The following is a 26,965-nucleotide window of genomic DNA, read 5'->3' on the forward strand; positions in this document are numbered from 1 at the left end:
GAACGCAACTCTGGCAGACGGCGACCCTCGCGGGGTGGCGACTCAGCGGTCGGCGCCGACCCGCGCCGCCGCCGACACCCAGTGGTGGCGGGCCGGTGCGGCCAGCAGGACCGGGCAGGCGGCCTCGCGCACGACGGCCCGGGCGACCGGTCCCAGGTGGGATCCCGACGCCACCAGCGTGGCGTGCCGGCCGAGCACGAGCAGCGAGGCCTCGCGCGAGGCCTCGATCAGCGCCTCACCGGGCCGTGCGCGACGGATGTCGACGGTGACGTCGACGCCGTCGGCTCCCGGCCGCAGGTCCTCGAGCGCGGCCTCGACCTCGCGACGCAGGCGGGCGGAGCGAGCCGGGTCGGTGACCTGCGTCAGCGGGGTGCGCTCGGCCCCGAGCGGGCGCCACCAGGCCGCGAGCACCACGAGCCGGGCGCCGCGGCGCTGCGCGGCGTCGAGCGCCGTCGCGAGCACGTCGCGGGACCGCTCCGGCTCGTCGACGCCGACGAGCACGGTGGGGACGTCGGCCTCGTCGGACCAGTCGTCCGGCACGGTGACGACCGGGGCCTCGACGCGGCCACCGAGACCGCCGGACACCGTGCGGGCCACGCTGGGGTGGGCCGGCCGGGTGTCGCGGCGCCGGCCGACGACGACGAGCTCGGCGTGCTGGGCGATGGCGGCGATGGCCGGCAGCGGGTCGGCGGCGACCAGCTGGCCGGTGATGTCGAGGCGCCCGTGCGCCAGCGCCGACGCGTGCCCCAGGCTCGCCGCGAGCAGGTCGGGATGCGGCTCGACACCCGAGCCGAACGCGTGTACCAGGTGCAGGCGGCAGCCGCGGCGCGTCGCCTCGGCGACGGCGTACTCGATCGCGGTGCGCGAGCCGCTGCGGCCGACGGCGGCGACGACCACCGGGGCGGGGACGGGCATGAGGACCATGGCGGATCTCCTTCGCTCCCCTCCACGGTCCGGCGCGCGCCGGGCATCCCGTAGGGGCCAAGGACCCGCCTCCCAGGGCCGAGGGTCAGGCCGTCGACCGCCCCACCCGCATGAGCGCCCAGCCCAGCAGCATCAGCAGCACGCCCATCACCGCGACGAACGCCGCGACGCCGAACGCCACCACGGACGTGAAGAGGCTGGCCCGCAGGAACGACGCGGTCATCACGGTCGACCGGTTGGGGTCGTCCTGGGCGAGCTCGGCGTAGGTCTTGCCGCCGCCGATCTCCTCGGCGTGCTTCGCGATCACGTCGGCCTGCGCGTAGGCCGTGAAGGGGCCCTTCACGTCCTTGCCGGCGAAGTGGTCGGCGTCGTCGGACACCGTGATCTTCTCGTCCCCGAGCGTGGACGACACCACGGCGTACGTGGTGATGCCGGCGACGAGGAACACGATGCCCATGACGGCGATGACGATCCCGATGACGCGGACCGACCTGTCTCCCGTGCGACCCGGACGCTCAGGGGCGGCCGGGCTGTTCTCTGCCTCGGTCATGGCTCCAGCGTGGCGGCGGAGCGCCGCCGGGCGGATCCCCCGAAGCGGGCGAGGTCGCTCGCCGAGGAGCCGGTGGAGAAGCGGCTTGACCTTGACGCAGCGTCAACCCTGCACGCTCCTCACATGACCACACCAGACACCCCCGGCACGCCCGCCATCGAGGTCGCCGGGCTGACCTCGTCGTACGGCGACCAGCCGGTCCTGCGCGGCCTCGACCTGACCGTGCCGGCCGGCACCGTCTACGCCCTGCTCGGGCCCAACGGGGCCGGCAAGACCACCATGGTCCGGATCCTCTCCACCCTGCTCGGCGCCGACGGAGGCACCGCCCGGGTGGCCGGCCACGACGTCCGCGCCGAGGCCGACGCGGTGCGCCGCTCGATCGGCGTGACCGGTCAGTTCTCGGCCATCGACGAGCTGCTCACCGGCAGGGAGAACCTCCGACTGATGGCCGACCTGGCCCACCTGCCCCGCACCGAGGCGGCGGCCCGGGCCACCGAGCTGCTCTCCCGGTTCGGGCTGGAGGACGCGGCCGACCGCCGCGCCGCGACGTACTCCGGCGGCATGAAGCGTCGCCTCGACCTCGCGATGACGCTGGTGGCCCGGCCGCGCCTGATCTTCCTCGACGAGCCGACCACCGGCCTGGACCCGCGCAGCCGCCGCGACCTGTGGCAGGTCGTCCGCGAGCTGCTCGCCGACGGCGTGACCGTCTTCCTCACCACGCAGTACCTCGAGGAGGCCGACCAGCTCGCCGACACCGTCGGGCTGCTCGACGGCGGCCGCCTGGTCGCCGAGGGCACCCCGGCCGAGCTCAAGGCCCTCGCCGGCGGCGAGACCCTCGACGACGTCTTCCTCGCCCTGACCGGAATGGAGCAGAACCGATGAGCACGATGACCTACGCCGTCCGCGACTCGACCACGATGGTGCGGCGCAACCTCAAGCACCTGCTCCGTTACCCGTCGCTGACCGTCACCGTCATCGCGATGCCGGTGGTCTTCCTGCTGCTCTTCACCTACGTCTTCGGCGGCACGATGGGCGCCGGGCTGCCCGGCGACCTGGGCAGCGCGTCCGGCGACCCGCGGGCCGACTACCTGCACTACCTCACCCCGGCGATCCTGGTGATGACCGTCGTCGCCGTCGCCCAGAGCACCGCGATCCTGATCGCCAAGGACGCCACCGAGGGGATCATCGACCGCTTCCGCACCCTGCCCATCGCGCGGTCGGCTCCGCTCACCGGGCACGCCCTGGCCGCGATGGTGCAGACGGTGCTCGGCGTCGTGGTCGTCCTCGCCGTCGCGCTCGCGCTCGGCTACCGCTCCGACGCCTCGGTCGCCGGCTGGGCCGGCGCCGTCGGCACCCTGCTGCTGATGGGCTGGGCGGTCACCTGGCTGTGCCTCGCCCTCGGCCTGGCCAGCGGCAGCGTCGAGGCGGCGAGCAACGCGCCGATGCCGCTGATCCTGCTGCCGTTCCTCTCCAGCGCGTTCGTGCCGGCCGACTCGATGCCGGGCCCGCTCGGGTGGTTCGCCGAGCACCAGCCCTTCACACCGGTCATCGAGACCCTGCGCGCCTGCCTCGACGGGACCGGCCCCGGGTCGGACGCCTGGTGGGCGGTCGCCTGGTGCGTCGCGATCTCGGCGGTCTGCTTCGCGTGGGCCGTGCGGGCCTTCGGCCGCGCGCGGAACGGCTGAGGCAGGCTGAGGTCCATGCTCACGATCAGCCAGCTGGCGGGGTACGCCGGCGTCACGGTGCGCGCCGTACGCCACTACCACCAGGTCGGGCTGCTGCCGGAGCCGTCGCGCGACGGCTCCGGCTACCGGACCTACGACGCCGCCGCCGTGGTCCGGCTGATCCGGATCCGCACCCTCGCCGAGGCCGGCGTCCCGCTGGCCCGGGTCCAGGAGCTGCTGGGCGCCTCGCCGGCGGAGTTCGCCGAGGCCGTCGCCGAGATCGACACCGAGCTGCGCGCGCGGATCCGGGAGCTCCAGGAGCACCGGCGCCGGATCTCCCGGCTCGCCGACGGCGACTCGCTCGCGGTCCCGGCCGAGGTGGCGGCGTACCTCGACCGGATGCGCGCCGCCGGCATCTCCGAGGCGATGGTCGAGGGCGAGCGCGACGGCTGGATCCTGATGGCGGCCCGGTGGCCGGAGAAGATCCCGGAGTTCATGGTCGACAAGAACGCCCAGCTCGACGACCCGCGCGTGGTCCGCCTCTACCTGCTGCTCGACGACCTCCTGGTGCACGGCGCGAGCGACGCCCGGCTGGACCCGGTCGTCGACCTGATGGTCGAGATGATGGAGGAGTCGGCCGCCCGGGGCGAGCTCGAGCAGCAGAGCGAGGACATGCGCGACGACGCGTTCGTCGGCCTGGTGGACTCCTTCGCCACCGACTCCCACCCGCTGGTCGAGCAGCTCCAGGCGCGGCTGGCCGAGCGTGGCTGGACGGGGTGGAGCCGGATGGAGCGGGCCTAGACGGTAGGACCTCTAGACCTGGACCATGCGGTCCACGACGTGCTCGGCGATCGCCAGGCTCGAGGTGGCCGCGGGCGACGGAGCGTTGCGCACGCTGGTGATCCCGTCGGCCTGGTGGATCACGAAGTCGTCGACCAGCGAGCCGTCCCGCTCGACCGCCTGGGCGCGCAGCCCGAGCCCGGAGCGGCGTACGTCGTCGGCGCCGATCGCGGGCACGTAGCGCTGGGCGTCGCGCATGTAGGAGCGGGTCGAGAGGACGCCCCGGACCTCGGTGAGGCCGGTGCGCCAGTGCTGGCCCGAGAAGCGCCAGAACCCGGGCCACGTCAGGGTGTTCGCGAGGTCCGAGGCCGAGAAGGACGCCCGCCCGTAGGCGCTGCGGCTGAGCGCGAGGAAGGCGTTGGGACCGACCTCCAGGCCGCCGGCGACGCGGCGCGTGAAGTGCACGCCCAGGAAGGGGTAGCGCGGGTCGGGGACCGGGTAGACCATCCCGCGCACGAGGTCCTGCTTCGCCGGGGACACGGTCATGTACTCGCCGCGGAAGGGGATGATGCGCGGCGCCGGCGGGCCGCCGACCAGCTCGCCGAGCCGGTCCGACTCCAGGCCGCCGCAGACGACCAGGCGATCGACGGTCAGCCGGTCCTCCCCGTACGCGACCTCGATCCGTCCAGCGCGCCGGGCCACGCCGGTGACCTCGGCCGACAGCCGGACCTCCCCACCGGCGGCGACGATCTCCTCGCCGATCCGCTCGGCGATGGCGACGTAGTCGGTGATCGCGGTGTGCGGCGAGTGCAGCGCCGCGACCCCGGTGGCGTGCGGCTCGATCTCGGCGATGCCGGAGCGGTCGACCCGGCGGAGCCCGGGCACGGCGTTCTGCGTCGCCGTCCGCTCGAGGGCGTCGAAGCGGCCCATCTCGTCCGGGTCGACCGCGACGACGAGCTTGCCGCACTCGTCGTAGGGCAGGCCGTGCTCGGCGCAGTAGTCCTGGATCATCCGGCGGCCGCGAGTGCAGAGCTCGGCCTTGAGGCTGCCCGGCTTGTAGTAGATGCCGGCGTGGACGACCCCGGAGTTGTGGCCCGTCTGGTGCGTGGCGAGCCGCTCCTCCTTCTCGAGGACGACGACGCGGGTGCCCGGACGGCGTCGGACGATCTCGCGACCGACGGCGAGGCCGACGATGCCGCCGCCGACGATGCCGACAACGTCCTGCCCGCGGGTCACGGCCCCATCCTCGCAGGAGCCTCCTCCTAGACTGCCGACGGTGGACCACCAGTTCGCGCTCATCGCAGGAGCGGCCCTCGCGATCATGATCGCGGCGTCGGTCTTCTCCCGGCGTACCGGCGTCGCGGCGCCGCTGCTGCTGGTCGGGCTCGGCATCGGCGCGAGCTACCTGCCCGGAGCCCCCACGATCCACGTCGAGCCGGAGCTCGTGCTCGCCGGCGTGCTGCCGCCGCTGCTCTACTCCTCGGCGGTCAACCTGCCGGTCCTCGACGTACGCCGGAACTTCCAGCTCATCACGTGGCTCTCCATCGTCCTGGTGATCGTGTCGGCGGTCGTGATCGGACTGGTCGTGCACTGGGCGTTCCCGAGCATCCGGCTCTCGCTGGCGATCGCCCTCGGCGCCGTGGTCGCGCCGACCGACGCGGTCGCGGCCACCGCGATCGGCCGGCGGGTCGGGCTGCCACCACGGCTGATGGCGGTGCTCGAGGGCGAGAGCCTGGTCAACGACGCGTCCGCGCTGGTCGTGCTGCGCACCGCGACCGCTGCGATCGCGGCGGCCGACACCTTCTCGGTCGCGCACACCGCCCTCGACTTCCTCTGGGCGGTGACCGGCGCCGTGCTCATCGGCCTGGTCGTCGGCTGGCTGACCGTGCTGCTGCGCGAGCGGCTCGACGACCCGGTGCTCAACACCACGATCTCCTTCGCGGTCCCCTTCCTCGCCTACTTCCCGGCCGAGGAGGCCGGGGTCTCCGGCGTCCTCGCGGTCGTGCTCGCCGGCCTGGTGACCGGGTCCCTCGGCAGCCGGCGCTTCAGCGTCCGGGACCGGCAGACCCAGGCCACGACCTGGACCACGATCAGCTTCATCCTCGAGAGCGCCGTCTTCCTGGCCATGGGCTACCAGCTGCCCGAGCTCCTCGACGCCGCCCGCGACGAGACCAACCCCGGCGAGATCGGCGGCATCGTCGCGATCACCGTCGGGCTGCTCATCGCGCTGCGCTTCCTCGGCCTCGCCTGGCCCGCGATCGGCAACTACCGCCACCGCGACGAGCAGGGCGCCCAGATGCGCGAGCGGCTCGACCAGTTCGAGGAGAGGCTCGACGCGATGGCGCCCGCCGACGAGCGCGAGGAGACCCGGCTCGCCTGGGCGCGCCGGCGGCTGGCGCGCGGCCGCGCCGACATCGCCTTCGAGGAGCGGGAGCCGGTCACCACCCGAGGTCTGGTCGTCATCGCGTGGGCGGGCATGCGCGGCGTCGTGACGGTCGCCGCCGCGCAGACCATCCCGGTCGGGACACCCCACCGCGCGACGATCGTGCTGGCGGCCTTCCTGGTCGCGCTGATCACGCTCGTCCTCTTCGGGCTGACCCTGCCGCTGGTGATCCGCCGGATGGGCTTCGAGGCCGAGAGCGCCGAGGACAAGCGCGACGCCTTCCAGTCGCTGCTGCGCAGCGTCGGCGAGACCGCGCTCGACACGGTCGGCCCGGTCGACGAGCAGACCGTCGACGGCATCCCGGTCGACCCCCAGATCGCCACGATGCTCAAGGAGCAGGTCCTGCCGCGGATGCTCACCGGCGTCCGCGAGGTGCGCCACGCGCGGCCCGACACCCTCGAGCAGTCACTCGTGGTGCAGCGCCGCTACCTCGACGCGATGCGCGACGCGCTCGGGTCCGAGCGGAGCATCGGCGCCTACAGCTCCGAGACCTACCGGCAGGTGCAGGGCCTGCTCGACTCGTTCGAGCAGCGGGTCGGTCGCTGATGGTCGAGTAGAGGTTTTCCGTCGCACGAGTCGAGACTTTCCGTCGTACGAGTCGAGACTTTCCGTCGTACGACGGCGCGGAAGACCTCGACTCAACCCGCGGAAAACCTCTACTCGACGGCTATGGGGCCCTCCCGCGTGTCTCCCGGTTCCGGGCGCTTCGTCACCGACAATCAACTCCCGTGAGTGCACCTGGAGCCCGGCGTCGTCCCCTGCTGATCGGGCTCGCCGGAGGTGCCGCCGCCCTCGGGGCGGCGACCGTCGCGGCCCGGGTGTCGTCCTCCCTCCACGACGGACCCGCGGGAGGCGGACCCGCGCTCACCCTCAGCGCCGAGTCGGCCTCCATGTCGTCGCTGTCGGTCCCCCTCGACGGGCAGCTCCTGACCTCCGGGTCCGGCGACACCGCCCGTACGGCGAGGCTGACGACCTCCCTCCACTCGATGGTCGGCGCCACCTGGACGGGAGCCGCCGAGCCGGTCCTGCGGATCCGGTCGCGGAGCGAGGGCCGGTGGGGCGCCTGGCAGCCGCTCCCGCACCTCCACGACCGACCCGACGCGCGCAGCGCGGAGGACACCGACCTCCAGAGCACGCAGCCGGTGTGGACCGGGGACTCCGACGGCATCCAGGTCGAGGTGACGGGACGTCGTCCCGCCGACCTCACGCTCGTGCTGCTCCGACCGGCGCCGCTGCCGAGCGACCGCGCCGCCGTCGGCAAGGCCGCGCTCGCGGCGTCCGCGGCCGACCGGGCACGCCGCGCCCAGGACGACTCCGCGACCGGCGCCGTACCCGAGCCTCCGCTGCTCACCCGCAAGGACTGGGGCGCCGACGAGAGCTGGCGCAACGGCAAGCCGCGCTACAACTCGACGATCCAGCAGGCCCACGTCCACCACACGGCGAGCGGCAACGACTACTCCGAGGACGACGTGCCGGCGATCATCCGCGGCTTCTACCGCTACCACACCGGCACCCTCGGCTGGTCCGACATCGCCTACAACTTCCTCGTCGACCGGTTCGGCCGGATCTGGGTCGGGCGGGCCGGCGGGCCGAAGCGACCGGTCCGCGGCGCGCACACCCTCGGCTTCAACGCGACCTCGGTCGGGACCGCGGTGATCGGCAACTTCATGACCGCCACACCGTCGAAGAAGGTGCTCCAGTCGATCGCGGCGATCGCGGCCTGGAAGCTGCAGCCGTACGGCGGCGACCCGCTCGGCACGGTGAGGGTCGACTCGGAGGGCAGCGACAAGTTCCGCGCCGGCCGGGTCGTCGCGCTCCCCGTCATCGACGGCCACCGCGACACCAACGACACCTCCTGCCCCGGCGACCACGTCTACGAGCACCTCCCCGCCATCCGGCGACGCGCGGCCCGCATCATCCGCCGGGCCGCGCAGCCGCCGGCCGTCACCGTCGTCACGCCCTCGACGCTGACCGGCACCCCCGTGGTCGGTCAGACCCTCACCGTCACCCCGGGCACCTTCGACCCGGCAGGGACCACCAGCACGTGCACCTGGCTGCGCGACGGTGAGGTCGTCGAGGGCGCGACGGGCCTCACCTACCTGCTCACCGGCGACGACCTCGGCACCGTCGTCTCGGCTCGCGTCGAGACGACCCTCGACGGCCACGACCCCGCCGTCGAGGACCTCGCCGGCCCCGGCACCGTCGAGGGCGACACCACCCTCACCCTCAAGGTGCGACCGCACGTCCGGTCGGCGAAGGTGAAGGTCCGGGTGCGGGTGGTCGACGCCGACCGGGTGCCGACCGGCACCGTCACCATCACCGTCGAGGGGCAGCGGCAGGAGGTCGCGCTCGTCGACGGCGTCGCCGTCGCCCGCTTCGGCGGCCTGCGTCCCGGTGCGGCGACCGCCACCGCGACGTACGCCGGCGCGACCGGACTGCGCCCGGCCGAGGGCTCGGCGGACCTCGTGGTCGCCTCCCGCACCCGGCACTCCTGAGCGGCCTGAGCGGCCTGAGCGGACCTCATCAGCCCGCCAGCACCACGCGCAGCTCGCGGACCTCGCACGGGTCGGCCTGGGCGGTGCGGCGCCGCACCAGCCGCAGCGGCGCCTCGTGGCCCTCGCCGGGACCGCTGAAGACGAGGAACGTGAGCTCGTGGGTCCCCTCCGCCAGCGGGACGAGGTGGTCCGGGCGGCCGGACACCTCCCAGGTGCCGCCGCCGAACCGGCGACGGAAGCGGACCTGGAGCGCGCTGCCGGCCGCGAGCTGGACGACCTGACCGGCGGCCGGGTCCTCGACGACGTGGATCTGCGGCATCGACATGGTTCTCCTCCGAGTGGGTCGGGCGTGGCACCACTGTGCGAGCCGACCCTTGAAGAAACCTTTCAGTCGCCTTCCGCGATCTCCTCCCAGGTCGAGACGGGCGCGTCGATCTCGGCCATCCGCAGCGCATAGGCGCGGTAGTGGCGACGGGCCTCGCCGTGCCGGCGGTCGGCCAGGAGCAGCCCGACGACGGCGCGGTACGTCGGCTCGTCGTACGGATCCTCGACGAGGAGGCGGGCCAGCCACGGGACGGCGCGCTGCGGGTCGTCGCCCTCCACCAGGGCGAAGGCGAGGGTGCGGATGACGTCGCGGCCGAGCTGGCCGAGCTCGTCGGCGGCGGACTCTGCCCAGGCGGCGTAGGCGTCGCCGTCGAGCAGGGAGCCGGTGTGCCGCGCGGCGGCCGCCTCGAGCAGCTCGACGGCGTCGGGACGCCCGGCCCGGTCGGCCTCGAGCGCCTCCCGGGCGGCCTGCCGGAAGGCGACCGCGTCGACGCTGACCCGGTCGGGGTCGAGCCGCACCGTGGCCCGGTCGGCGACGACGAAGTGGCCGCTGTCGTGCTCCCGCTCGGGATCGAGGGCACTGCGCAGCTGGGACAGCGCCACCGAGAGCCGGCCGCCGGTGTCCCGCTCCCCCGGCCACAGCAGCTCGGCGAGCGCCTCGCGGCTGATCGCGCTGCCGCCCTGGACGGCGAGGATCTTGAGGGCGTCGCGGGCCTTGCGGGACGCCCAGGCGTTGGTCGGGATCGGCGTGCCGTCGCGGTAGACGACGAACGTGCCGAGCACGTGGACGTGCAGGTCGGCGGTGACCTCGCGCGGGCGGACCGCCAGCAGCGGCCCGGCGATCCCCCACGCGTCGTCGTGGACGCCGAGGGCGCGCAGCCGCTGGCGGGCGACGTCCTCGGCGAGCAGGCCTCCGGCGAGCCGGGCCAGGATCACGTCGTTGATCCGGGCGCGGACGACGTTGCCGATCGACTCCCAGATCGACGCGGCCTCCGCGAGCCGCGGGTCGCGGTGGTCGCCGCCGGAGGCGAGGGCGCAGAGCTCGAGGGCGTCGGCCAGCCGCACGAGGTCGCGGCGCCGGCCCGCCTCGCGCACGGCGCGCTCGCCGAAGGACAGCGCCTGCTCGCGGTCGCCGCTGTGCAGGTGCACCCACCCGGCCGCGACGTACGACGGCACGTGGCCCATCGCCGCCGGCAGCTCGAGGGTGTCGACGGCCAGCTGCCGGGCGGCCTCCGGGTCGTCGGCGACCCGGCAGACCGCCAGGCCCGCGAGGCTCGGGATCAGCGACTGGGTGTCGCCCTCGGCCTCGGCCAGCCGCGCTGACTCCTCGAAGGCCATCGCGGCCTGCGCGACGTTGCCCCGCGCGGACTGCACCCCGCCGATCACCTGCCACGCGGCCGCCGCCATCGGCGAGTGGACGGAGAGCCAGATCGCCCGCGCCGCCTCGGCCTCGACCAGCGCCTCGTCGAGGCGACCGAGGCCGTGCAGGGCGTCGGCCATGTTGATCCGCAGCAGCGCCTGCACCGACAGGTGACCGGTCGCCTCGTTGAGCAGCAGGCCCGTCTGGAGGTGCTCGACCGCCTGCGCGTAGCGCGCCTCCTCGAGGTGGCTCGACGCGAGGTTGTTGTGCACCCGGGTCTGGGTCAGCAGGTCGCCGCTCGCGGTGGCGTGCTCGAGCGCCGTCACGTACGCCGCGGCGTTGGCGTGCCGGTCGCCCTGCATCGCGGTCAGCAGCGCCCGGCTCACCCACGCGAACGCCAGCGCCCCGGCGTCACCGGTCGCCTCCGCGAGCACCAGCGCCTGCTCGGCGTACTTCTCGCAGAGCTCGACGTCGCCGCGGTTCCAGGCGGTGCCGGCGTGGCAGGCGTAGAGGTGGGCGAGCTCGCAGTCGTCGAGCCGGTCGGCGTCGGCCTGCTCGAAGAAGTGCAGGGCACGTGAGTACATGCCGAGGTGGTGGTGGGCGTAGCCGCACCGCCAGGCGAACTCCCCGGGATAGCGCCCGTCGGGCCGCCGCACCCGGTCGGCCAGCGCCGCCCACTCGCGCGCGGAGAGCCACGAGATGGTCGGGGTCGTGTGGCCGACCACGAGGTCGACGAGCGCCTGCTCGTCCGGGGCGTCCGCCAGCAGGGCGAGCAGGTCGGCGCGCGCCTCGGGTTGGAACCCGGCCATGCTCACCCCCGTGCGTCATCCCCGGGGCAAGTAAACCAACGCGGACCCGCACGTGTCCGGGGGTCGAGACGCGGGGCGGCCGCGCACTCAGGCGCCGGCGGGCGCCAGCACGATGTCGAAGCGCGTCCGCGCCCAGGTCCGGTCGCCGACGTCGCGGCCGTCCGGGGTGGGCGCAGCGGCCGCCATCTCCTCGATGTCCGTGACGAGGGAGTCCTTGACGCCGAAGACGCTGTCGCTGGCGAGGAGCTCGTCGCCGCGGACGAAGAAGTGGGTGACCAGCGTGCGCAGGCCTGGCGCACTCACCATGAAGTGGAGGTGCGAGGCCCGCATCGGCGAGCGGCCGGTCGCGGCGAGCATCGCGCCGACCGGACCGTCGTGCGGGATCGGGTACGGCGTCGGCGTGATCGCCCAGAAGCGATAGCCGCCGTCGGCGTCGCTGAAGAGGTACGCCCGGCCGGCCGTGCGGTCGTCGCCGTACTGCACGTCGTAGAGGCCGTCCGCGTCGGCCTCCCACACCTCGATCCGCGCACCCGGCACGGGGCGGCCGTCGGTGTCACGGACCGTCCCCTCGACCCAGCACGGCTGACCGCTCGCGCCACCGGCGATGTCGCCGCCGAGCTCGATCTCCGGGGCGTCCTCGGCGAAGAACGGTCCGACGACGGTGGCCTCGGTGGCGTCGGCGTACGCCGCGTTGTTGATGGCGATCGTCTGCATCGAGGCGCCGAGGGTGTCGGAGAGCAGGATGAACTCCTGGCGCCGCTCGTCGGTCAGGTGGCCGACCGCGGTGAGGAAGTCGATCCCCTGCCGCCACTCCTCCTCGGTCAGCCGGACGTCGCGGAGGAAGGCGTGCAGGTGGCGGACGATCCCCTGCATCAGCTCCTTGAGCCGTGGCGACGCGGTGTCCTCGAAGGAGTCGAGGACGCGTTGGACCAGCTCCTCCTCACGGGCGGCCTGGGTCATGGCCCCGAGCGTACGACGAGGCGCTCCCGGCCGACGACGCGAGCAGCAGGGCCTCCGAGCGGGCCGGGGCCGGTCACCTCGGTGCGGTCCGATCTGCTGTCCGGTGAGGCGGGAGCGCGAGGCGGTCCGGCGCGGACGGCGCTCCGAGGGCTTAGGTTGACTTCGGTCGCCGTACGGGCGTCCGAAGCCTCCGGGAGGATCGATGAACAACCGACGCCTGCTCGCCGTCGCCACCGCCGTGGCCGCGGTGGGCAGTCTCACCTACCTCGCACCATCGCCCGGCGTCGCCGCGCAGACCGACCGCCGCTCCGACACCGGCGCGCAGTCGACCGAGCGGTACGTCGCGTCGTCACTCGGCAACGGCCTCGCGCGCCTGGTCGCGGAGAAGGCCGCCGGCACCAGCGCGCTCACGGGCGGTGGCGGCCTGCGGATCGACCAGTCGTCCCTCGCCGTGCGCGACGCCCAGGGTCGGGTGCTCGTCGACCTGACGCCGCGCGCCGGCACCGACCGCGCGGCCTACCGCCGGACCGCCGTCAAGCTCGGCATGGTGATCACCGCGACCGACGCGGGCCTCGGCACGCTCGAGGGCTACGTCCCGTTGTCCGCGGTCCCCGAGCTCTCGGCGCTGCCCGACACCGGCACCCTCTCGCAGGTGCTGCGCCCCCAGCTGCACGCCGGGTCGACGACGTCCCAGGGCGTCGCCTTCCAGCGGGTCGACAAGGTGCACCAGGCCGGCATCGACGGCAGCGGCATGACGATCGGCGTGCTGTCGGACTCCTACGACACCGCGAGCACCGACGTCTTCGGCGACCCGCTCGACGACCACGCCGCCGACGACGTCGCCTCGGGTGACCTGCCCGGCGTCGGCAACCCGGACAACCCCCAGCCGGTCGTCGTCGTGGACGAGGGTCCCGACGACTCGACCGACGAGGGCCGCGCGATGCTGCAGATCGTCCACGACATCGCCCCGGCCGCGAAGCTCTGCTTCGCGCAGGCCGGCGAGGGCCAGGTCGGCTTCGCCAACAACATCCGCGCCCTGGCCGACAAGAGCGGCGCGTGCGGCGCCGACGTGATCGTCGACGACGTGGGCTACGGCGACGAGACGCCGTACGCCGACAACCTGATCAGCGACGCGATCGACGACGTGACCGCCGACGGCGTCACCTACTTCTCGGCGGCCGGCAACGGCGGCGACCACCAGGCGTGGAGCGCGCCGGTGCACCTGGTCGGCAAGGCCGCGGGCACCAAGGGCACCAACCTGGACTTCAAGCACGTCGACCCGGCGCTCTACGCCGGCGGGCTCGAGGACATGGACCCCGGCAAGGGCACCGACGTCGGTCAGACGATCGACCTCGTGCCGTCCAGCGGCGCCCAGATCCTGGTGTCGTGGAACGACCCCGTCGACGTCAACGGCGCCAGCGTGGGTGACCCCTACTACGAGAACACGGGGACGCTCACCGACGACAACACCGAGGACGGCGTCACCTTCGACTTCACGCCCACCGACGACCAGCTCGGCAACGAGGTCCTCCTCACGACCGACGGCGTGCCCTCCGCCTCCGTCGACCTGATCCTCGACCTGAAGAAGCCCGACGGCACCGAGATCGGCCCGGTCGACACCGGCAGCTCGCCGGAGCGGCTCGCGACCGCGCTCGACCAGCCCGGCACCTACACGATCACCGTGAGCGGGTACGACGGCGCCACCGGCGACTTCACCGTCGACATGAGCCCGGTGCTGGCCCCGTCCAAGGTGACCACGGACTTCAACCTGCTGATCTTCGACAAGTCGGGCAACTACCTCGGCGTCGTCGGCGACGACAACACGCTGTCCGGCCGTCCGCAGGAGGCGCTGCCGATCGGCGGCCTGTCGTCCTTCCAGATGGTCATCGCCCGCGCGACCACCGGCAAGACGCCCGTCACGCAGATGTCGTACCAGATCTGGGGCGACGGGTACGCCGGCGAGTACTACAGCCCGAAGGCCGTCTCGATCGTCGGTCACCCCGCCGCCCGCGGCGCGGTCGCGGTCGCGGCGTACGACCCGTTCAAGTCCTACCTGCCGGAGTCGTACACGTCGTACGGCGGCAAGATGCCCGTCTACTTCGACTCCGCGGGCGACGCCTACGACGCACCCGAGGTGCGCCGGAAGCCGGACGTCGCGTCGACCGACCGTGGCAACACCACGTTCTTCGTCGCCGACGACACCCGGGACAAGGACGACTTCCCGAACTTCGGCGGCACCAGCGCGGCCGCGCCGCACGCCGCGGCGATCGCCGCGCTGGTCCTGGAGAAGGCCGGTGGCCCGGGCTCGCTCACCCCGGCCCAGGTCCGGAGCCGGCTCGAGAAGAGCGCGTTCGCGCACGACCTCGACCCGTTCCAGGCCCACGGCTCCGCCAAGGGTCTGAAGATCACCGCGGTCGGCGACCAGAGCGACGAGCGCAACCTGACGCCGGGCTCGCTCGCGAGCAAGTCGTTCTTCCGGGTCAGGTACACCGGCTCCAAGCCGCTGCGCTCGATCACGCTGAACGGCCGGACCGCGAGCCCGACCTCGCTGCAGGGCCTGGTCTTCGACCCCCGCAAGACGGCCAAGCCGGGCAACTACCGCGCGGGCGGCTTCCCGTTCGCCGTCGGCTCGGTGAGCCACGGCCTGACCAAGCGGTCGATCTCGGCCTCGTTCTCCGGAACGTCGAAGAAGCTGCCGAAGGGCGTCTTCAGCACCATGCGGCTGCACTTCCGCAAGCCGCTGCACCGCGGTCAGTCCTTCACGTTCGGCATCGACCGTGACGCGGCCGAGTGGTCACCGTCCCTGCGCGCGATCGAGGGCAACGGCGCCGACGAGCTCGGCGGCGCGGTGGCGATCCCGAGCGGTGCGAAGAAGACGAAGGGCATGCGCTTCACCGCGGTCACCGTCGGCGGCAAGAGGCTGAGCGGTCACTTCGTCAACAAGCTCGGCCACGGCTGGACCGGTGTGGACGGGTACGGCGTCGTGAACGCCGAGGAGGCCGTCCTCGGCAAGTAGTCGCTGATCGGTCGGTGAGGGGTGCCGCTCCGGCGGCACCCCTCACCCCTGTCAGCGTGAGCAGTGACGGCCCGGGATCCGGACCTGGCGTGTGCCGCTGGCGAGGACCTGCACGTTGTCGACGTGGTAGACCGTGGCGCTGAAGGTCAGCCGGCCCGGGTGCAGGTTCGTCGGCTCGCGGTAGTAGTCGACGGCGTACGACGAGGTCCCGTCCTCCCCGCAGTAGGCCTCACCCTGGCCCAGCCCACCGAACACGCCGTAGGCCTCCACGCCGTCCTGGTAGGCGGGTCCGTCGGCCCAGTAGAGGTACTCGCCGGGCTGGCAGCCGACCACCTTCATCGAGATCGTCGCGACCTTGCGCCACACGCCTCCCTCGACCTCGCCGAAGCTGATGTCGAACCAGTGCAACGGTCCGGAGACCGGCTTGATGATCAGCCGGGGCTCGGCTGGTCTTGCCGGCGAGCTCGCCTCCGCCCCGCCCACCGGGGCGATCAGCACGGCGGCGAGAGCTGTCGTGGCGACGACGTACGAGGCGATCCTCTCGAGCATGGCGTGAACCTCCGAGATCGGTGCTGCCATCGGCCCCCGTCGGAGGCTAGGACCACCGTCCTCGCGGACGCATCGCCGATAGTGGGGTTCCCACGCCGGGCACCCCGCCGCGCGCCGCTCGTCAGCTCCCGGGGTGCGAGCCGGTCAGCCAGAAGGGCGTCACGCCGAAGAGCGCGTAGAGCTCGGCGAGGCACCCAGGCCCCGGGGCGGTCGGCCGCTGCGCCGGTGGACCCGGGGGCTGGGCGGTTCTGTCGGCCAGGAGGGCGTTCACGACGCCCGACGAGCGGTCGAGGTGGACGCGGTCCGCGACCCGCGTGACCGTCTCGACAGGCACCAGCACCCGTCGGACAGCCAGGCCGAGGACACCGCCGGACGCCACCACGAGCAGGCGCGGACGCCGCTCGTCGACGTCGACCACGAGGTCCTCCACCTGGCCGATCCGGAGGCCGTCGGGGCCGACCACGACCAGGCCACGCAGGTCGGCGGCCGGCTCGGCCAGCTCGATCCCGCCGCCGGCGAGATACCGGAGCTCGGTCTCCATCACGGTCATGGCGGTCCCCCCGTCGTCGTGCTGCCGCCGTCCGGCGGCCGGTGGATCAGGATGGATCAGGATGGATCAGGCTCGGCGCACTCGCGGCGCCCGGCGGCGGCGCGCCGCTCGCACGGCAGCCACCCGCCGCCGCTCGAGCAGCACCTGCCGGCGTACGGCGCGGTGCACGGCCCGGTCCGGCTCGGGCGGCGTCGGACTCACGCCGCGCTCCGGAGGACGAACTGCACCGTGCCGTCGGCCCGGGTGACCGCGTCCAGCTCGCGTCCGTCGCTGAGGTGCTCGGTCTCGCGGTCCAGGTAGAGGCGCGCTCCCGATCGATCCACCACCCGGTCCCCCGGCTCGGGGTGATGCACGGCACGGACCTCAGTAGGTGCGTCGGCCTCGGGACGCGCCGAGACGCGCACGCCGGCGGTGGCCTCCAAGCTGGGGTGCTCGGAGACGCGTCGGATGACGGTCATGGCGCGAGCGGTGATCGTGAGCATGATGTCTCTCCTCCTCGGGATCGATCTGGGAGCTGCCTCGCCGACGGGGTCGAACGCGTCGGCAGCACCCATCCAGACACCCCCGCCGTCCCGGGACAAGGGGGTGCGACCCGATGTCCGCACTTCTCCCGCTGGTCGTCATGCAACTGCAAAGTGACGGCCGGTCGGATCGTCATCTGCACGCGGGAACGTGATGTCCATGCGATCTCCTCGACAGTCGTCACGTCGGTCATCGCGCACCCGTCACCTCTCGGTGGTCCCCGCCGCGGACGGCGCGTCGGCCCCGGTCGTCGTCCCGTTGACCGACGACGGGCTCACCGAGGTCCTCGATGACCTGGACCGACGGCTGGACGTCGCGCTCACCGGTGGTCCGCGTGCGGTCGTGCTCGACCTGGCCACGGTGACCGAGGTCTCCTCCACCACGATCGCGGCCCTGCTGTGGGCGCGCCGCCGGTGCTCGTCACGGGGGGTCGCGGTCGTCGTCCGTCACCCGACGCGGCGCTGCCGCGACACGCTCGAACGGGTCGGGCTGCTCCGCGTCCTGATCCTCGAGCAACCGACGTCGGGAGGGACGTCCGCCCGGCTCTCGCCCGGGACGCAGGCATGAGGACGCCGCGGAACGAGCCCGCCGCCCGGGTCCCGGACGGCTCCGACGAAGGGGTGCCCGGCGTCACGCGGTTCGACCTGGTGTGCCACCCGGACGTGGTCGACACCGCCCTCGAGCTCGTCGGGCGGTGGGCGGAGGACCGGGTCCTCCCGGAGGCGGGCCAGGAGCGCCTGCTCTCCCTGACGCGGGCGGCGATCAGCCACGGACTGAGGTTCGCGCCGCGCGGGGTCATCATCCTCGTCCGCTGGCTGGACCTCGAGCGGGTGCGCCTCGACGCGCGCTGGGTCGGTGGCTCGAGCAGCGCCCAGCCCGGCGCGGCGGACGCCGATGTCGGCGCGACGATCTCCACCCTCGACGTCCTGGCCGACGAGTGGGGGGTGGGCCGCGCGGGCGACGGCTGGGTGCTGTGGATGGTGGCCGCGACCGCGTGAGCGCCCGCGCCGGACCGTTGGTCCGGTCGCAGCCCCGGCCTCAGGATCCGGAGCAGCCGAACGAGCCGTGCGCCGCCAGCCGGTCGGGCAGGAGGTCGCCGTAGTCCTCGGCGGTCACCGGCCCCTCCGTGAGTGCGCCGTCGGGCAGGGGCACCTTGGCGGGCTCTCCATCGGTGACCAGGACGACCGACCGCACCCCTGGCGCGGACGTGACCGTCAAGACGATCTGCCCGACCGCGACCGGCAACCGGTCCGCGCTGAGCGAGGTCTCCGGCTCGATGTCGACCTCGACGACACCGTCGGCCAGGCCCGCCATCTCGAGCCCGGAGTCGGGCGGGACGGCCGAGGAGCGTCCGTTCGCCCGCGCGTCGTCGGACGGTCCGGTCGCCAGGGTGTGCAGGAGTCCCTCGACGACGGCCCCCGGGTCGTCGCCGCAGGTGTCGTCGGTCGCCTCGGGAACGAGACGCTCACCGGCGACCCAGAAGACCACCGGTGCGCGCGCGGGCCCGCCTGCGGCGCCTGCGGCCGGTGCGCCCGCCGACCCGGACTCGAGCAGGTGGTAGGGCACCTCGCCGTCGTCGACGCGGTGCACGGAGCCGTCCCCGGGCAGCCCGCACGCGGAGAGGGTGAGCGACGCCGCCACCAGCACGGCGGCTGCGGCGCAACGAGTCCTCCGGCGGCTCATGGGGTCTCGGCTCCGTCGATCGGCAGTCGCACCACGAAGACGGCACCGCCGCCCGGTCGCTCGGAGCACCACACATCACCTCCGTGGTTGCGCACGGTCCGCTCGACGATGCTCAGGCCGAGACCGCTGCCGGTGCCCGCTCGCTGCCCACCGGCCCGCGCGAACCGCTCGAAGATCCGGTCGCGGTCGGCGGCGGGAATGCCGGGCCCCCGGTCCTGGACGCGTAGGTCGACCACGTCGTCGCCCGCGACGATGGTGACGCCGGTCAGGCCGCCGCCGTGCAGCTCGGCGTTGCGGAAGAGGTTGGTGAGGACGCGGAGCATCTGGACCCGGTCGACACGGACGGCGACGTTCGGGCCGTCGACCTCGACGTGGTCGTACGGCTGCCCCCAGGCGCGCAGCGCCTGACGCACCAGCTCGTCGGCCCCGGTCCTGACGGGCTCGGTCTCGTGCCCGCCGGCATCCAGCCGGCCGAGCGCCAGCAGGTCCTCGAGCGCGCGCCGGAAGCGGGCGAGCTCGTCGGCCATCAGCCGGACCGCCTCCGACGACCGCGGCGACAGGTCGGGCGACCGCTCCAGCAGGCTGAGGCTGGTGGTCAGGGTGGTCACGGGGGTGCGCAGCTCGTGGCTGACGTCTGCGGCGAACCGGGCGTCCTGCTCGATCCGCTCCCGCAGCGCGTCGACCATGTGGTTGAAGGATCCGACGAGCGCGGCCAGGTCCGGGTCCTGGGTGGTGCCGAGATGGGTGGTGAGATCACCCGCCGACACGCGGACCGCCGCCGAGGTCACCTCCTCGAGCGGAGCGAGCACCCGGCGACCAGCGGTGCGACCGACGATCGCGCCGCCGATGGTGGTCAGGCCGGCGAAGACCGCGAGCGCGATGCTGAGGGTCCGCAGCGTCCGGTCCAGCTCCTCGGCGACGGCTACCTCGTAGTACTCGGCGTCCACCGCCGGCAGCGGGACTCCGACCACGACCGCGGACGGGTCCGTGGCACCGGTCCACCCCACTCCGACCGAGCCGTCCGCCACCACGGGCTGCACGTCGGCGGTCAGCTCCGGGCCGGCGCTGTCGAGCGCCGACGAGTACCACTGACCGTTGCGATGCACGTAGATGACCGCACCGGCGGGTGGCGAGAGCGAGCCGAGCACCTCGCTGACCTGGGCACCGGACGTCTGCAGGCTCTCGCGCACGAGCGCTCCGTCGGTGAAGGCCTGCCGCATCGCCGTCCGCTCGCGCTGGTCGACCAGGAAGTGGCGCGCGGAGAAGTAGGTGCCGAACGCCAGGAACGCCGACAGGGCCAGCGCCCCGAGGGTGAAGGCGAGCGTCACCGACGCTCGCAGTCCGCGCCGGGCGAGGGCGGACGTCATCGCGCGTCGAGCCGGTATCCCAGCCCGCGCACCGTGACCAGGATCGTGGGCGAGCTCGGCTCGGTCTCCAGCTTCTTGCGCAACCGTCGTACGTGCACGTCGACGATGCGCTCGTCGCCGAAGAACCCCTGGTCCCAGACGTGCTCGAGCAGGGCTCCCCGACTCAGCACGCGGCCGAGGTTGTCGGCGAGCACGCTGAGCAGGCGGAACTCGGTGTTGGTCAGGTGGATCTGGTCGGATCCCCGGGCCAGGGTGGCCGCTCCGCGGTCGAGGACGAGGGGGCCTTCCTCCGCGTCCAGGACCACCACGTCCGCCTCCTCGCGGGGCGACGCCGTCCCCAGCGACGGGCGGCGCAGCAGGGCTCGCAGCCTGGCCTTCACCTCGTCGACGAGGAACGGCTTGGTCACGTAGTCGTCGGCCCCGGCCTCGAGCGCCGTGACGATGTCCTCGACCCCGTCACGCGCGCTCACGACGACGATGGGCGCCTCCGTCCGGGGGCGGGCCCGGTGGATGAACGAGAAGCCGTCCATCCCGCCGAGCATCAGGTCCACGAGCATCAGGTCGACGCTGCTCGGGCCGGCGACCGCGTGCAGGGCGTCGTCGACCTCCGCCGCCTCGACGACGTCGTAGCCCTCGTCCTCGAGCACCATCCGCAGCGATGCGCGGAGGCCGGCGTCGTCCTCCAGCACCAGGACCCGAGTCATGGCGCCATGATCCCATCGCCCGGGAGCCGTGCGGTCGCGGCGGCGCCTGGTGCCTCGATTGTCATGAGACTGCAAAGAAGTCGTCGGGTCCGTTGTCATCTGGGGGGACCACCATCTGGCCGTGGGGAGACACCGCCACATCAGTGGCCAGCGGGCGCCGGCCGTCCATCCCGGGACTGAGACCCACGGCTCCTCGGCCCCGGGGTGGGCGTGGATGGCCGGCGCCGCGCTGCTCGGCCTGGTGGGCCTGATCGTCTCCGTCCACGTCTGCGCCCGGCTCGGCTGACCCGCCTGGAGGGTGGTCCGACACCCAGGATGCGGCCGACGCATCGCCCTGACCGGGGTTCGGTGGTTCACTGGCGACCATCCAGGGTGGACCGGCAGAGGAAGCGCGACATGACCTACGTGTACACGTTCGCCAGTGGCGACAAGGACCAGCGCGACCTCCTGGGCGGGAAGGGCGCCAACCTCGCCGAGATGACCAACCTGGGGCTCCCGGTGCCGCCCGGCTTCACGATCACCACCGAGGCGTGCCGCGCGTACCTGCGTGACGGTGGCGACCCCGACGGCCTCGCCGAGGAGATCTCCGCGCACCTCGACGCCCTCGAGTCGACGATGGGACGACGGCTCGGCCAGGTCGACGACCCGCTGCTGGTGAGCGTCCGCTCCGGCGCGAAGTTCTCGATGCCCGGCATGATGGAGACCGTCCTCAACATCGGGCTCAACGACGAGTCCGTCGTCGGGCTCGCGCGCCAGAGCGAGGACGAGCGGTTCGCCCTCGACTCCTACCGCCGGCTGCTCCAGATGTTCGGCGCCACCGTCCTGGGCATCGACGCCGAGCACTTCGCGGAGGCGCTCGACGCCGCCAAGAAGGCGCGTGGGACCGACAGCGACCTCGACCTGGACACGGACGACCTGACCGCCCTCGTCGAGACGTTCAAGGGCATCGTGCGCGAGCGCGCCGGCCGGGAGTTCCCGCAGGAGCCCCGCGAGCAGCTCGACCTGGCGATGCGCGCGGTCTTCGACTCCTGGAACACCGACCGCGCCCGCCTCTACCGCCGCCAGGAGCGGATTCCCGACGACCTCGGCACCGCGGTCAACGTCCAGGCGATGGTCTTCGGCAACTTCGGCATGAGCTCGGGGTCCGGCGTCGCCTTCACCCGCGACCCGGCCAGCGGCGCGCAGGGCCAGTACGGCGACTACCTGCAGAACGCCCAGGGCGAGGACGTCGTCGCCGGCATCCGCAACACCGTCAGCCTCGCCGACTTCGCCGAGGTCGACCGCCGGTCGCACGACGAGCTCCTCGCCATCATGGCCAGGCTCGAGCGTCACTACCGCGACATGTGCGACATCGAGTTCACCGTCGAGCGCGGCAAGCTCTGGATGCTGCAGACCCGCGTCGGCAAGCGCACCCCCGAAGCGGCCTTCCGGATCGCCGTCCACATGGTCGACGAGGGCCTCATCGAGATGGACGAGGCGGTCACCCGGGTCACGGGCGCCCAGCTGGCCCAGCTCATGTTCCCCCGCTTCGACGAGTCCGCGGAGCGCACCCTCCTCGCGAAGGGGATGAACGCCTCCCCCGGAGCCGCCGTCGGCAAGGCGGTCTTCGACTCCGACACGGCCGTCGAGTGGGCCGACCGCGGCGACGACGTCATCCTGGTCCGCAAGGAGACCAACCCCGACGACCTCCGCGGCATGGTCGCCGCCCGCGGCATCCTCACCAGCCGCGGCGGCAAGACCTCCCACGCCGCGGTCGTGGCCCGCGGCATGGGCCGCACGTGTGTCTGCGGCGCCGACACGCTCGACGTCGACACCCGGGCGCGCGAGTTCCGCACCCCCGACGGGGTGACCGTGCGCGAGGGCGACCTGATCTCCATCGACGGCACCACCGGCGAGGTCTTCGCGGGCGAGGTCCCGGTCAGCGCGGCGCTCGTCGTACGCCACTTCGAGGGTGAGAAGGTCGACGACGACCTCGTCCACGCGGTCGCCCGGATCATGGCCCACGCCGACGGCGCGCGACGGCTCCGGGTCCGGACCAACGCAGACACCCCCGAGGACGCCGCCCGCGCGCGTCGCTTCGGCGCCCAGGGGGTCGGCCTGTGCCGCACCGAGCACATGTTCCTCGGCGACCGGCGCGAGCTGGTCGAGCGGCTCATCGTGGCCGAGGACGAGGACGCCCAGCACGCCGCCCTCGAGGCGCTCCTGCCGCTCCAGCGCCAGGACTTCGTCGAGATCTTCGAGACGATGGACGGCCTGCCCGTGACCATCCGGCTGATCGACCCGCCGCTCCACGAGTTCCTCCCGGACCTGACCGAGCTCTCCGTCCGGGTGGCGCTGGCCGAGGAGCGCGGCGAGGTCGACGAGCGCGACCAGGTGCTGCTCCGCCACGTCCGGCGGCTGCACGAGCAGAACCCCATGCTCGGGCTGCGCGGCGTACGGCTGGGCATCCAGATCCCCGGCCTGTTCCGGATGCAGGCGCGCGCCATCCTCGAAGCCGCGGCCGACCGGGCCGCCGAGGGCATGCGACCCCTGCCGGAGATCATGATCCCGCTGGTCGCCAGCGTGCGCGAGCTCGAGATCGTGAAGGCCGACATCCTCGCCGTGGCCCGCGAGATCGAGGAGGAGCGCGAGGTGACGCTCACCTACTCCATCGGCACCATGATCGAGCTCCCTCGCGCCGCGTTCCTCGCCGACCGGATCGCCAAGGAGGCACAGTTCTTCTCCTTCGGCACCAACGACCTCACCCAGATGGCCTGGGGCTTCTCCCGCGACGACGTCGAGGCGTCGTTCTTCTCCCGCTACTTCGAGCACGCCATCTTCGACGTCTCCCCCTTCGAGTCGCTCGACCAGCAGGGCGTCGGCGGCATGGTCGAGATGGGCACCAAGAAGGGCCGCAAGACCAAGCCCGACCTGAAGGTCGGTGTCTGCGGCGAGCACGGCGGCGACCCGCGCTCCATCCACTTCTTCGACAAGGTCGGGCTCGACTACGTGTCCTGCTCCCCCTTCCGCGTCCCGGTCGCCCGGCTCGAGGCCGGCCGCTCGGTGCTCCTCGCCCGCAGCAAGCGCTGACCCGGTTCCCCGCGAACGGACATCGATGGACTTCCAGGACACCTCCTTCACCCGCGAGCACCGCTTCTCGCTGGGCATCGAGACCGAGTCGGGTCGCTCCTACCTCTCGATCCCGGTCAGCAACGGCCCGGTCGACTACGAGGAGTACTACGAGATCAGCGCGGCCGACCACGAGCGCCTCGGTCACGACGACGCCGCCGCGGCGGCCTTCGCGGACGAGTGCCGCCGGCACGAGCACGATGGGCTGCTCATCCAGAAGCCTGGCTGGAACCGCGGCACCCCGGCCTGAACCCGCTATCGGTCCTGGCCGGGTTGGCGGGGACGGATCCCGACCGATCGGAGAGCGCTCATGTCACGTACTGGCCGAGCGCGTCGGATGCGATCGAGACTCACGCCCGTCGCGCTGCTGCTGGCGCTGGGTTCCACAGCCATGCTGACGACGGGATGTCAGGACGATGACCCGTGTAACGGCCACGGAGGGTCGAGCTCCGGTAGTTGCTCGCCTGGTCCCGGCACGTTCGAGACCAACGGTGCCAGTTCTCGGTAGGCGCACACCTTCCGACATCTCTCAGCGGGTCGGCCTACGGGACCTCGATCGAGATGCTGGCGCGCTCGGTGCCCGGGGAGTCGGACATCGACGCCCAGAAGTCCGTACGCCGCATCCACGCGGGGATGCCCGGGGGCAGGTCCCGGCTGGGGATCTCGGGCAGCTCCTCCGGCGCGAAGTCGTCGCCGTAGAGAGCCAGGGGCGTGGCGAGGTCAGGGTGCTGGATGCCGGCATGCAGGCTCTGCAGGGCGACGTTCCAGTTGTCGAGCAGGTCCTTCCGCGAGATCGGGCCTCCGGGCTTGTCGGCCGTCGGGTGCAGCGCCTTGTGGAAGGCGACCGTGGGGAGCACCGCCTGGCCTGCCGGCGTCGCCGTGAACGCCGTCCACGCGTTGAAGGCGGGAGTGCCGAAGGTGACGACGGCTTCGATCCGGCCCGGCTCGAAGGCCGCCTCCAGCCACTGGTGGCGGTACGCGACGATCTCCGGGTCGTTCAGGTGCGGCAGGGCCATGTCCTGGTTGTAGATGCCGTAGAGGAACGCGTTGACCATCAGGTAGCTCCGCGTGAAGCCCAGCTTCTCGACGAAGCCCTGCACGCGGCGGCCGGCCTGGCCCGACAGGATGCGGCGCGTGACCGCCTCGGTCTGCGCCGGGTCCTGTCCGATGACGAGCAGGCGTGCACGACCGTTCGCGCGCCCGCGGTAGAAGATCGGACCCCAGAGCGCACGGAAGCCGTCGGCTCCGCTGAAGACGGTGTCGTCCGGATAGTTCCGGCACAGGGACTTGAACGTGCCGGTCGGTCCAGGGTCGAAGCGGTCAGTGATCATCGGGTGCCTCCGTCGAGGTCCAGGCTCACCTGAGGCTCACATGGTGACCTCCCGCCGGCCATGGCTCGTCCGGGTCAGGCCAAGATGGCCAACTTTCGGCATGCGGACGGCGGTCGGGCGGTCCTAGGTTGAAGAGTCGACTGCGCCTCAGGCCATCGCTGCAGCGGCGCCCTCGGCAGGACCGACCAGCTGAATGCACGCTCGGGCGTCGTCGTTCTGTGCCTTCGCCGGTGATCGAGCGGTGCGCGTGAGGGCGAGGTGCAGGGCCATGTTGGTGATCCGGGGTCGCGTCATGCCGATCAGCAACGACCGGACCGTCGCCCCGGACGAGTCGGTGACGTTCGCCGGCCAGGTGTGGATCGGCGACGACGGCCTGGTCGCAGCAGTGACGAAGGGCTCCAAGGCCGGGCCCCCCGAGTTCGCCGGTGCGCCGGTCGTCGACGTCGGGTCGTCCCTGGTGCTGCCGGGACTGATCGACCTGCACAACCACCTCGCCTACAACACACTTCCGCTGTGGACCGAACCGACGCAGCCGGTCCCCTTCGCCCATCACAACTCGTGGACCGGCGCCGACAGCTACTCAGGCAGTACGACGTGGCCGGCGTACGCCTTCATCACGGCGTGCCCCGAGGAGCTCTTGGCGTACGTCGAGGCGAAGGCGGTCGTCGGCGGCACGACGACGGTCCAGGGCTCGCCGCCCAAGAGCCGCCCGCGCGACGGCTGGCTGGTGCGCAACGTCGAGGACGAGAGCTTCGGCACCGGCGACCGCAACCTGATCTACGCATCGACCCTGACCTTGAACGCGGCGCTCCTCGCCGACCGCGCGAACAAGATGCGCGCCGGGTCGTCCTTCATCTACCACTGCTCCGAGGGGCAGCGCGGCAGCGTGGTCGCGCAGGAGTACACGGCCGCATCGCGGGCCGGGTGCCTCGGCGACCGGTTCGTCGGCGTGCACGTCAACGCCATCGATCCGGCCGAGCTCGCGAGCTGGTCGCCGACCGGGGCGATCGCGTGGTCGCCGTTCTCGAACCTGTGGCTCTACGGCCGCGGCAGCACCACGGACATCCCCACGGCGGTCGCCAACGGACTGACCGTCTGCCTCGGGTCGGACTGGGCGCCCTCGGGCACCAAGCACGTCCTGGGCGAGATCAAGGCCGCCAAGCTGGTCGCCGACGATGCCGACTGGGACCTCTCGGAGGAGGACCTGGTCCGGATGGCCACCTGCAACCCCGGCGACGTGCTCGCCCGGGCGTGGCACCGTCAGATCGGACGGCTCCAGCCCGGCGCCATCGCCGACGTCCTGGTCGTGTCCACCCCGCCGCGGGCCCACGCGTTCCACCGCGTGGTGACGGCGACCGAGGAGGACGTCGAGCTCGTCGTGATCGACGGGCGGCCCCGCTACGGGACACCTGACCTCATGACGAAGGCCGGCGCCGACCCGGTCACCCCCATCGAGGTGGCCGGCCGGGACATGGAGCTCTCGCTGACCCGGTCCGACGACGCGGGGACTGCGTGGGACTGGCAGGACGTCGTCGACCGGCTCGACGAGGTCCGGGCACACCCGGAGGACGAGATCCGGGAGGCGCTCCAGGGCTACGCGGCGTTCGCCGGTCGCCTGGAGGACCCGGCAGCGCCGCTCCGGCTGGCGCTCGACATGCCGACCGGGGTCGCTCCGGTCGGCGGTCTGCCCAAGGACCTGTCCCTGGTGCACGTGCCGCCGGTGCAGTCGCTGACCCATGACGCCGACTGGCTGCAGGCGGTGTCCGCCAATCCGTTCCACGGCGGCGTGCTCGACGGGCTCGCCGGCTTCTACAGCTGACGTCCGG

The 26,965-nt window shown here is 72.8% G+C and carries 26 protein-coding genes; 12 read left to right on the forward strand and 14 right to left on the reverse strand.

Going from position 1 to position 26,965, the window contains the following annotated elements; genetic code table 11:
- Positions 1-42: 42 nt before the first annotated feature.
- Together K8U61_RS20855 and K8U61_RS20860 are read right to left on the reverse strand one after the other, a co-directional pair.
- A complete protein-coding gene (locus K8U61_RS20855) occupies positions 43-924 on the reverse strand; it encodes a universal stress protein (RefSeq protein ID WP_224124990.1) in 882 nt (293 codons plus the stop codon).
- An 85-nt stretch (positions 925-1,009) separates the two neighbouring features.
- Entirely contained in the window at positions 1,010-1,474 is a 465-nt protein-coding gene (locus K8U61_RS20860; RefSeq protein ID WP_224124991.1) for an aromatic ring-opening dioxygenase LigA, read from the reverse strand.
- Positions 1,475-1,597: 123 nt separating this feature from the next.
- On the opposite strand from K8U61_RS20860, the gene K8U61_RS20865 reads away from it, so the two are divergent.
- Genes K8U61_RS20865 through K8U61_RS20875 form a run of 3 tightly spaced genes read left to right on the forward strand, consistent with a single transcriptional unit; the run spans position 1,598 to position 3,939 of the window.
- Complete coding sequence (locus K8U61_RS20865; RefSeq protein WP_224124992.1) at positions 1,598-2,356, forward strand: ABC transporter ATP-binding protein; 759 nt, start codon at positions 1,598-1,600, stop codon at positions 2,354-2,356.
- Complete coding sequence (locus K8U61_RS20870; protein ID WP_224124993.1) at positions 2,353-3,159, forward strand: ABC transporter permease; 807 nt, start codon at positions 2,353-2,355, stop codon at positions 3,157-3,159. The genes K8U61_RS20865 and K8U61_RS20870 overlap by 4 nt, the downstream gene beginning before the upstream one ends.
- 15 nt (positions 3,160-3,174) lie before the next feature.
- Positions 3,175-3,939, forward strand: a complete 765-nt coding sequence (locus tag K8U61_RS20875) for a MerR family transcriptional regulator (RefSeq protein ID WP_224124994.1) — start codon at positions 3,175-3,177, stop codon at positions 3,937-3,939.
- 12 nt (positions 3,940-3,951) lie between these two features.
- Here K8U61_RS20875 and lhgD read toward each other — a convergent pair whose 3' ends face one another.
- On the reverse strand, positions 3,952-5,154 hold the full coding sequence (lhgD, locus tag K8U61_RS20880; protein ID WP_224124995.1) for an L-2-hydroxyglutarate dehydrogenase: 1,203 nt from the start codon (positions 5,152-5,154) through the stop codon (positions 3,952-3,954).
- A 40-nt stretch (positions 5,155-5,194) separates the two neighbouring features.
- Here lhgD and K8U61_RS20885 point away from each other — a divergent pair, with 40 nt between their 5' ends.
- Positions 5,195-6,907, forward strand: coding sequence for a cation:proton antiporter (locus K8U61_RS20885; RefSeq protein ID WP_224124996.1), 1,713 nt, complete (start codon positions 5,195-5,197; stop codon positions 6,905-6,907).
- A gap of 182 nt (positions 6,908-7,089) precedes the next feature.
- Positions 7,090-8,856, forward strand: coding sequence for an N-acetylmuramoyl-L-alanine amidase (locus K8U61_RS20890; protein WP_224124997.1), 1,767 nt, complete (start codon positions 7,090-7,092; stop codon positions 8,854-8,856).
- Between the two features lie 28 nt (positions 8,857-8,884).
- Here K8U61_RS20890 and K8U61_RS20895 read toward each other — a convergent pair whose 3' ends face one another.
- From K8U61_RS20895 to K8U61_RS20905, 3 genes are all read right to left on the reverse strand, one after another.
- The gene (locus K8U61_RS20895) at positions 8,885-9,181 is read right to left on the reverse strand and encodes a hypothetical protein (RefSeq protein WP_224124998.1); all 297 of its coding nucleotides are present in this window, start codon (positions 9,179-9,181) and stop codon (positions 8,885-8,887) included.
- Positions 9,182-9,243: 62 nt separating this feature from the next.
- Entirely contained in the window at positions 9,244-11,349 is a 2,106-nt protein-coding gene (locus tag K8U61_RS20900) for an AfsR/SARP family transcriptional regulator (RefSeq protein WP_224124999.1), read from the reverse strand.
- An 87-nt stretch (positions 11,350-11,436) separates the two neighbouring features.
- Entirely contained in the window at positions 11,437-12,309 is an 873-nt protein-coding gene (locus tag K8U61_RS20905) for a hydroxyquinol 1,2-dioxygenase (protein WP_224125000.1), read from the reverse strand.
- A 202-nt stretch (positions 12,310-12,511) separates the two neighbouring features.
- On the opposite strand from K8U61_RS20905, the gene K8U61_RS20910 reads away from it, so the two are divergent.
- The gene (locus K8U61_RS20910) at positions 12,512-15,325 is read left to right on the forward strand and encodes a S8 family serine peptidase (protein ID WP_224125001.1); all 2,814 of its coding nucleotides are present in this window, start codon (positions 12,512-12,514) and stop codon (positions 15,323-15,325) included.
- A gap of 51 nt (positions 15,326-15,376) precedes the next feature.
- Here K8U61_RS20910 and K8U61_RS20915 read toward each other — a convergent pair whose 3' ends face one another.
- The 4 genes from K8U61_RS20915 to K8U61_RS20925 all read right to left on the reverse strand — a co-directional run bounded on the left by K8U61_RS20915 (position 15,377) and on the right by K8U61_RS20925 (position 16,906).
- Complete coding sequence (locus tag K8U61_RS20915) at positions 15,377-15,874, reverse strand: hypothetical protein (RefSeq protein ID WP_224125002.1); 498 nt, start codon at positions 15,872-15,874, stop codon at positions 15,377-15,379.
- A 121-nt stretch (positions 15,875-15,995) separates the two neighbouring features.
- Complete coding sequence (locus K8U61_RS20920; protein ID WP_224125003.1) at positions 15,996-16,424, reverse strand: PRC-barrel domain-containing protein; 429 nt, start codon at positions 16,422-16,424, stop codon at positions 15,996-15,998.
- 66 nt (positions 16,425-16,490) lie between these two features.
- A complete protein-coding gene (locus K8U61_RS25190) occupies positions 16,491-16,625 on the reverse strand; it encodes a hypothetical protein (protein WP_263427517.1) in 135 nt (44 codons plus the stop codon).
- Positions 16,622-16,906 carry an iron-sulfur cluster assembly accessory protein gene (locus tag K8U61_RS20925; protein WP_224125004.1) on the reverse strand — a complete coding sequence of 95 codons (285 nt, stop codon included), beginning with the start codon at positions 16,904-16,906 and terminating at the stop codon, positions 16,622-16,624. Before K8U61_RS20925 ends, K8U61_RS25190 begins: the two co-directional genes overlap by 4 nt.
- Positions 16,907-17,159: 253 nt before the next feature.
- Here K8U61_RS20925 and K8U61_RS20930 point away from each other — a divergent pair, with 253 nt between their 5' ends.
- Both K8U61_RS20930 and K8U61_RS20935 read left to right on the forward strand, forming a co-directional pair.
- Positions 17,160-17,513, forward strand: a complete 354-nt coding sequence (locus K8U61_RS20930; protein WP_224125005.1) for an STAS domain-containing protein — start codon at positions 17,160-17,162, stop codon at positions 17,511-17,513.
- Positions 17,510-17,944 (forward strand): hypothetical protein, encoded by a 435-nt coding sequence (locus K8U61_RS20935; protein ID WP_224125006.1) that lies wholly within the window; start codon positions 17,510-17,512, stop codon positions 17,942-17,944. Before K8U61_RS20930 ends, K8U61_RS20935 begins: the two co-directional genes overlap by 4 nt.
- Before the next feature lie 40 nt (positions 17,945-17,984).
- On the opposite strand, the gene K8U61_RS20940 is transcribed toward K8U61_RS20935, so the two are convergent.
- The 3 genes from K8U61_RS20940 to K8U61_RS20950 are packed head-to-tail and all read right to left on the reverse strand — an operon-like array spanning position 17,985 to position 20,700.
- Positions 17,985-18,629 carry a GerMN domain-containing protein gene (locus K8U61_RS20940; RefSeq protein ID WP_224125007.1) on the reverse strand — a complete coding sequence of 215 codons (645 nt, stop codon included), beginning with the start codon at positions 18,627-18,629 and terminating at the stop codon, positions 17,985-17,987.
- Positions 18,626-19,996, reverse strand: coding sequence for a sensor histidine kinase (locus K8U61_RS20945; RefSeq protein WP_224125008.1), 1,371 nt, complete (start codon positions 19,994-19,996; stop codon positions 18,626-18,628). The genes K8U61_RS20940 and K8U61_RS20945 overlap by 4 nt, the downstream gene beginning before the upstream one ends.
- The gene (locus tag K8U61_RS20950; protein WP_224125009.1) at positions 19,993-20,700 is read right to left on the reverse strand and encodes a response regulator transcription factor; all 708 of its coding nucleotides are present in this window, start codon (positions 20,698-20,700) and stop codon (positions 19,993-19,995) included. The genes K8U61_RS20945 and K8U61_RS20950 overlap by 4 nt, the downstream gene beginning before the upstream one ends.
- Before the next feature lie 121 nt (positions 20,701-20,821).
- On the opposite strand from K8U61_RS20950, the gene K8U61_RS20955 reads away from it, so the two are divergent.
- From K8U61_RS20955 to K8U61_RS20965, 3 genes are all read left to right on the forward strand, one after another.
- Positions 20,822-20,986 carry a hypothetical protein gene (locus tag K8U61_RS20955; protein ID WP_224125010.1) on the forward strand — a complete coding sequence of 55 codons (165 nt, stop codon included), beginning with the start codon at positions 20,822-20,824 and terminating at the stop codon, positions 20,984-20,986.
- A 110-nt stretch (positions 20,987-21,096) separates the two neighbouring features.
- The gene (ppdK, locus tag K8U61_RS20960; RefSeq protein WP_224125011.1) at positions 21,097-23,769 is read left to right on the forward strand and encodes a pyruvate, phosphate dikinase; all 2,673 of its coding nucleotides are present in this window, start codon (positions 21,097-21,099) and stop codon (positions 23,767-23,769) included.
- Positions 23,770-23,794: 25 nt separating this feature from the next.
- Positions 23,795-24,058: a hypothetical protein gene (locus K8U61_RS20965; RefSeq protein WP_224125012.1), complete on the forward strand. Its 264-nt coding sequence runs from the start codon at positions 23,795-23,797 to the stop codon at positions 24,056-24,058.
- A gap of 292 nt (positions 24,059-24,350) precedes the next feature.
- On the opposite strand, the gene K8U61_RS20970 is transcribed toward K8U61_RS20965, so the two are convergent.
- Positions 24,351-25,139 carry a uracil-DNA glycosylase family protein gene (locus K8U61_RS20970; RefSeq protein WP_224125013.1) on the reverse strand — a complete coding sequence of 263 codons (789 nt, stop codon included), beginning with the start codon at positions 25,137-25,139 and terminating at the stop codon, positions 24,351-24,353.
- Positions 25,140-25,431: 292 nt separating this feature from the next.
- On the opposite strand from K8U61_RS20970, the gene K8U61_RS20975 reads away from it, so the two are divergent.
- On the forward strand, positions 25,432-26,958 hold the full coding sequence (locus K8U61_RS20975) for an amidohydrolase family protein (protein ID WP_224125014.1): 1,527 nt from the start codon (positions 25,432-25,434) through the stop codon (positions 26,956-26,958).
- The last annotated feature ends 7 nt before the right edge of the window (positions 26,959-26,965 follow it).

Source organism: Nocardioides mangrovi, from assembly GCF_020073815.1.
Classification (GTDB): domain Bacteria; phylum Actinomycetota; class Actinomycetes; order Propionibacteriales; family Nocardioidaceae; genus Nocardioides; species Nocardioides mangrovi.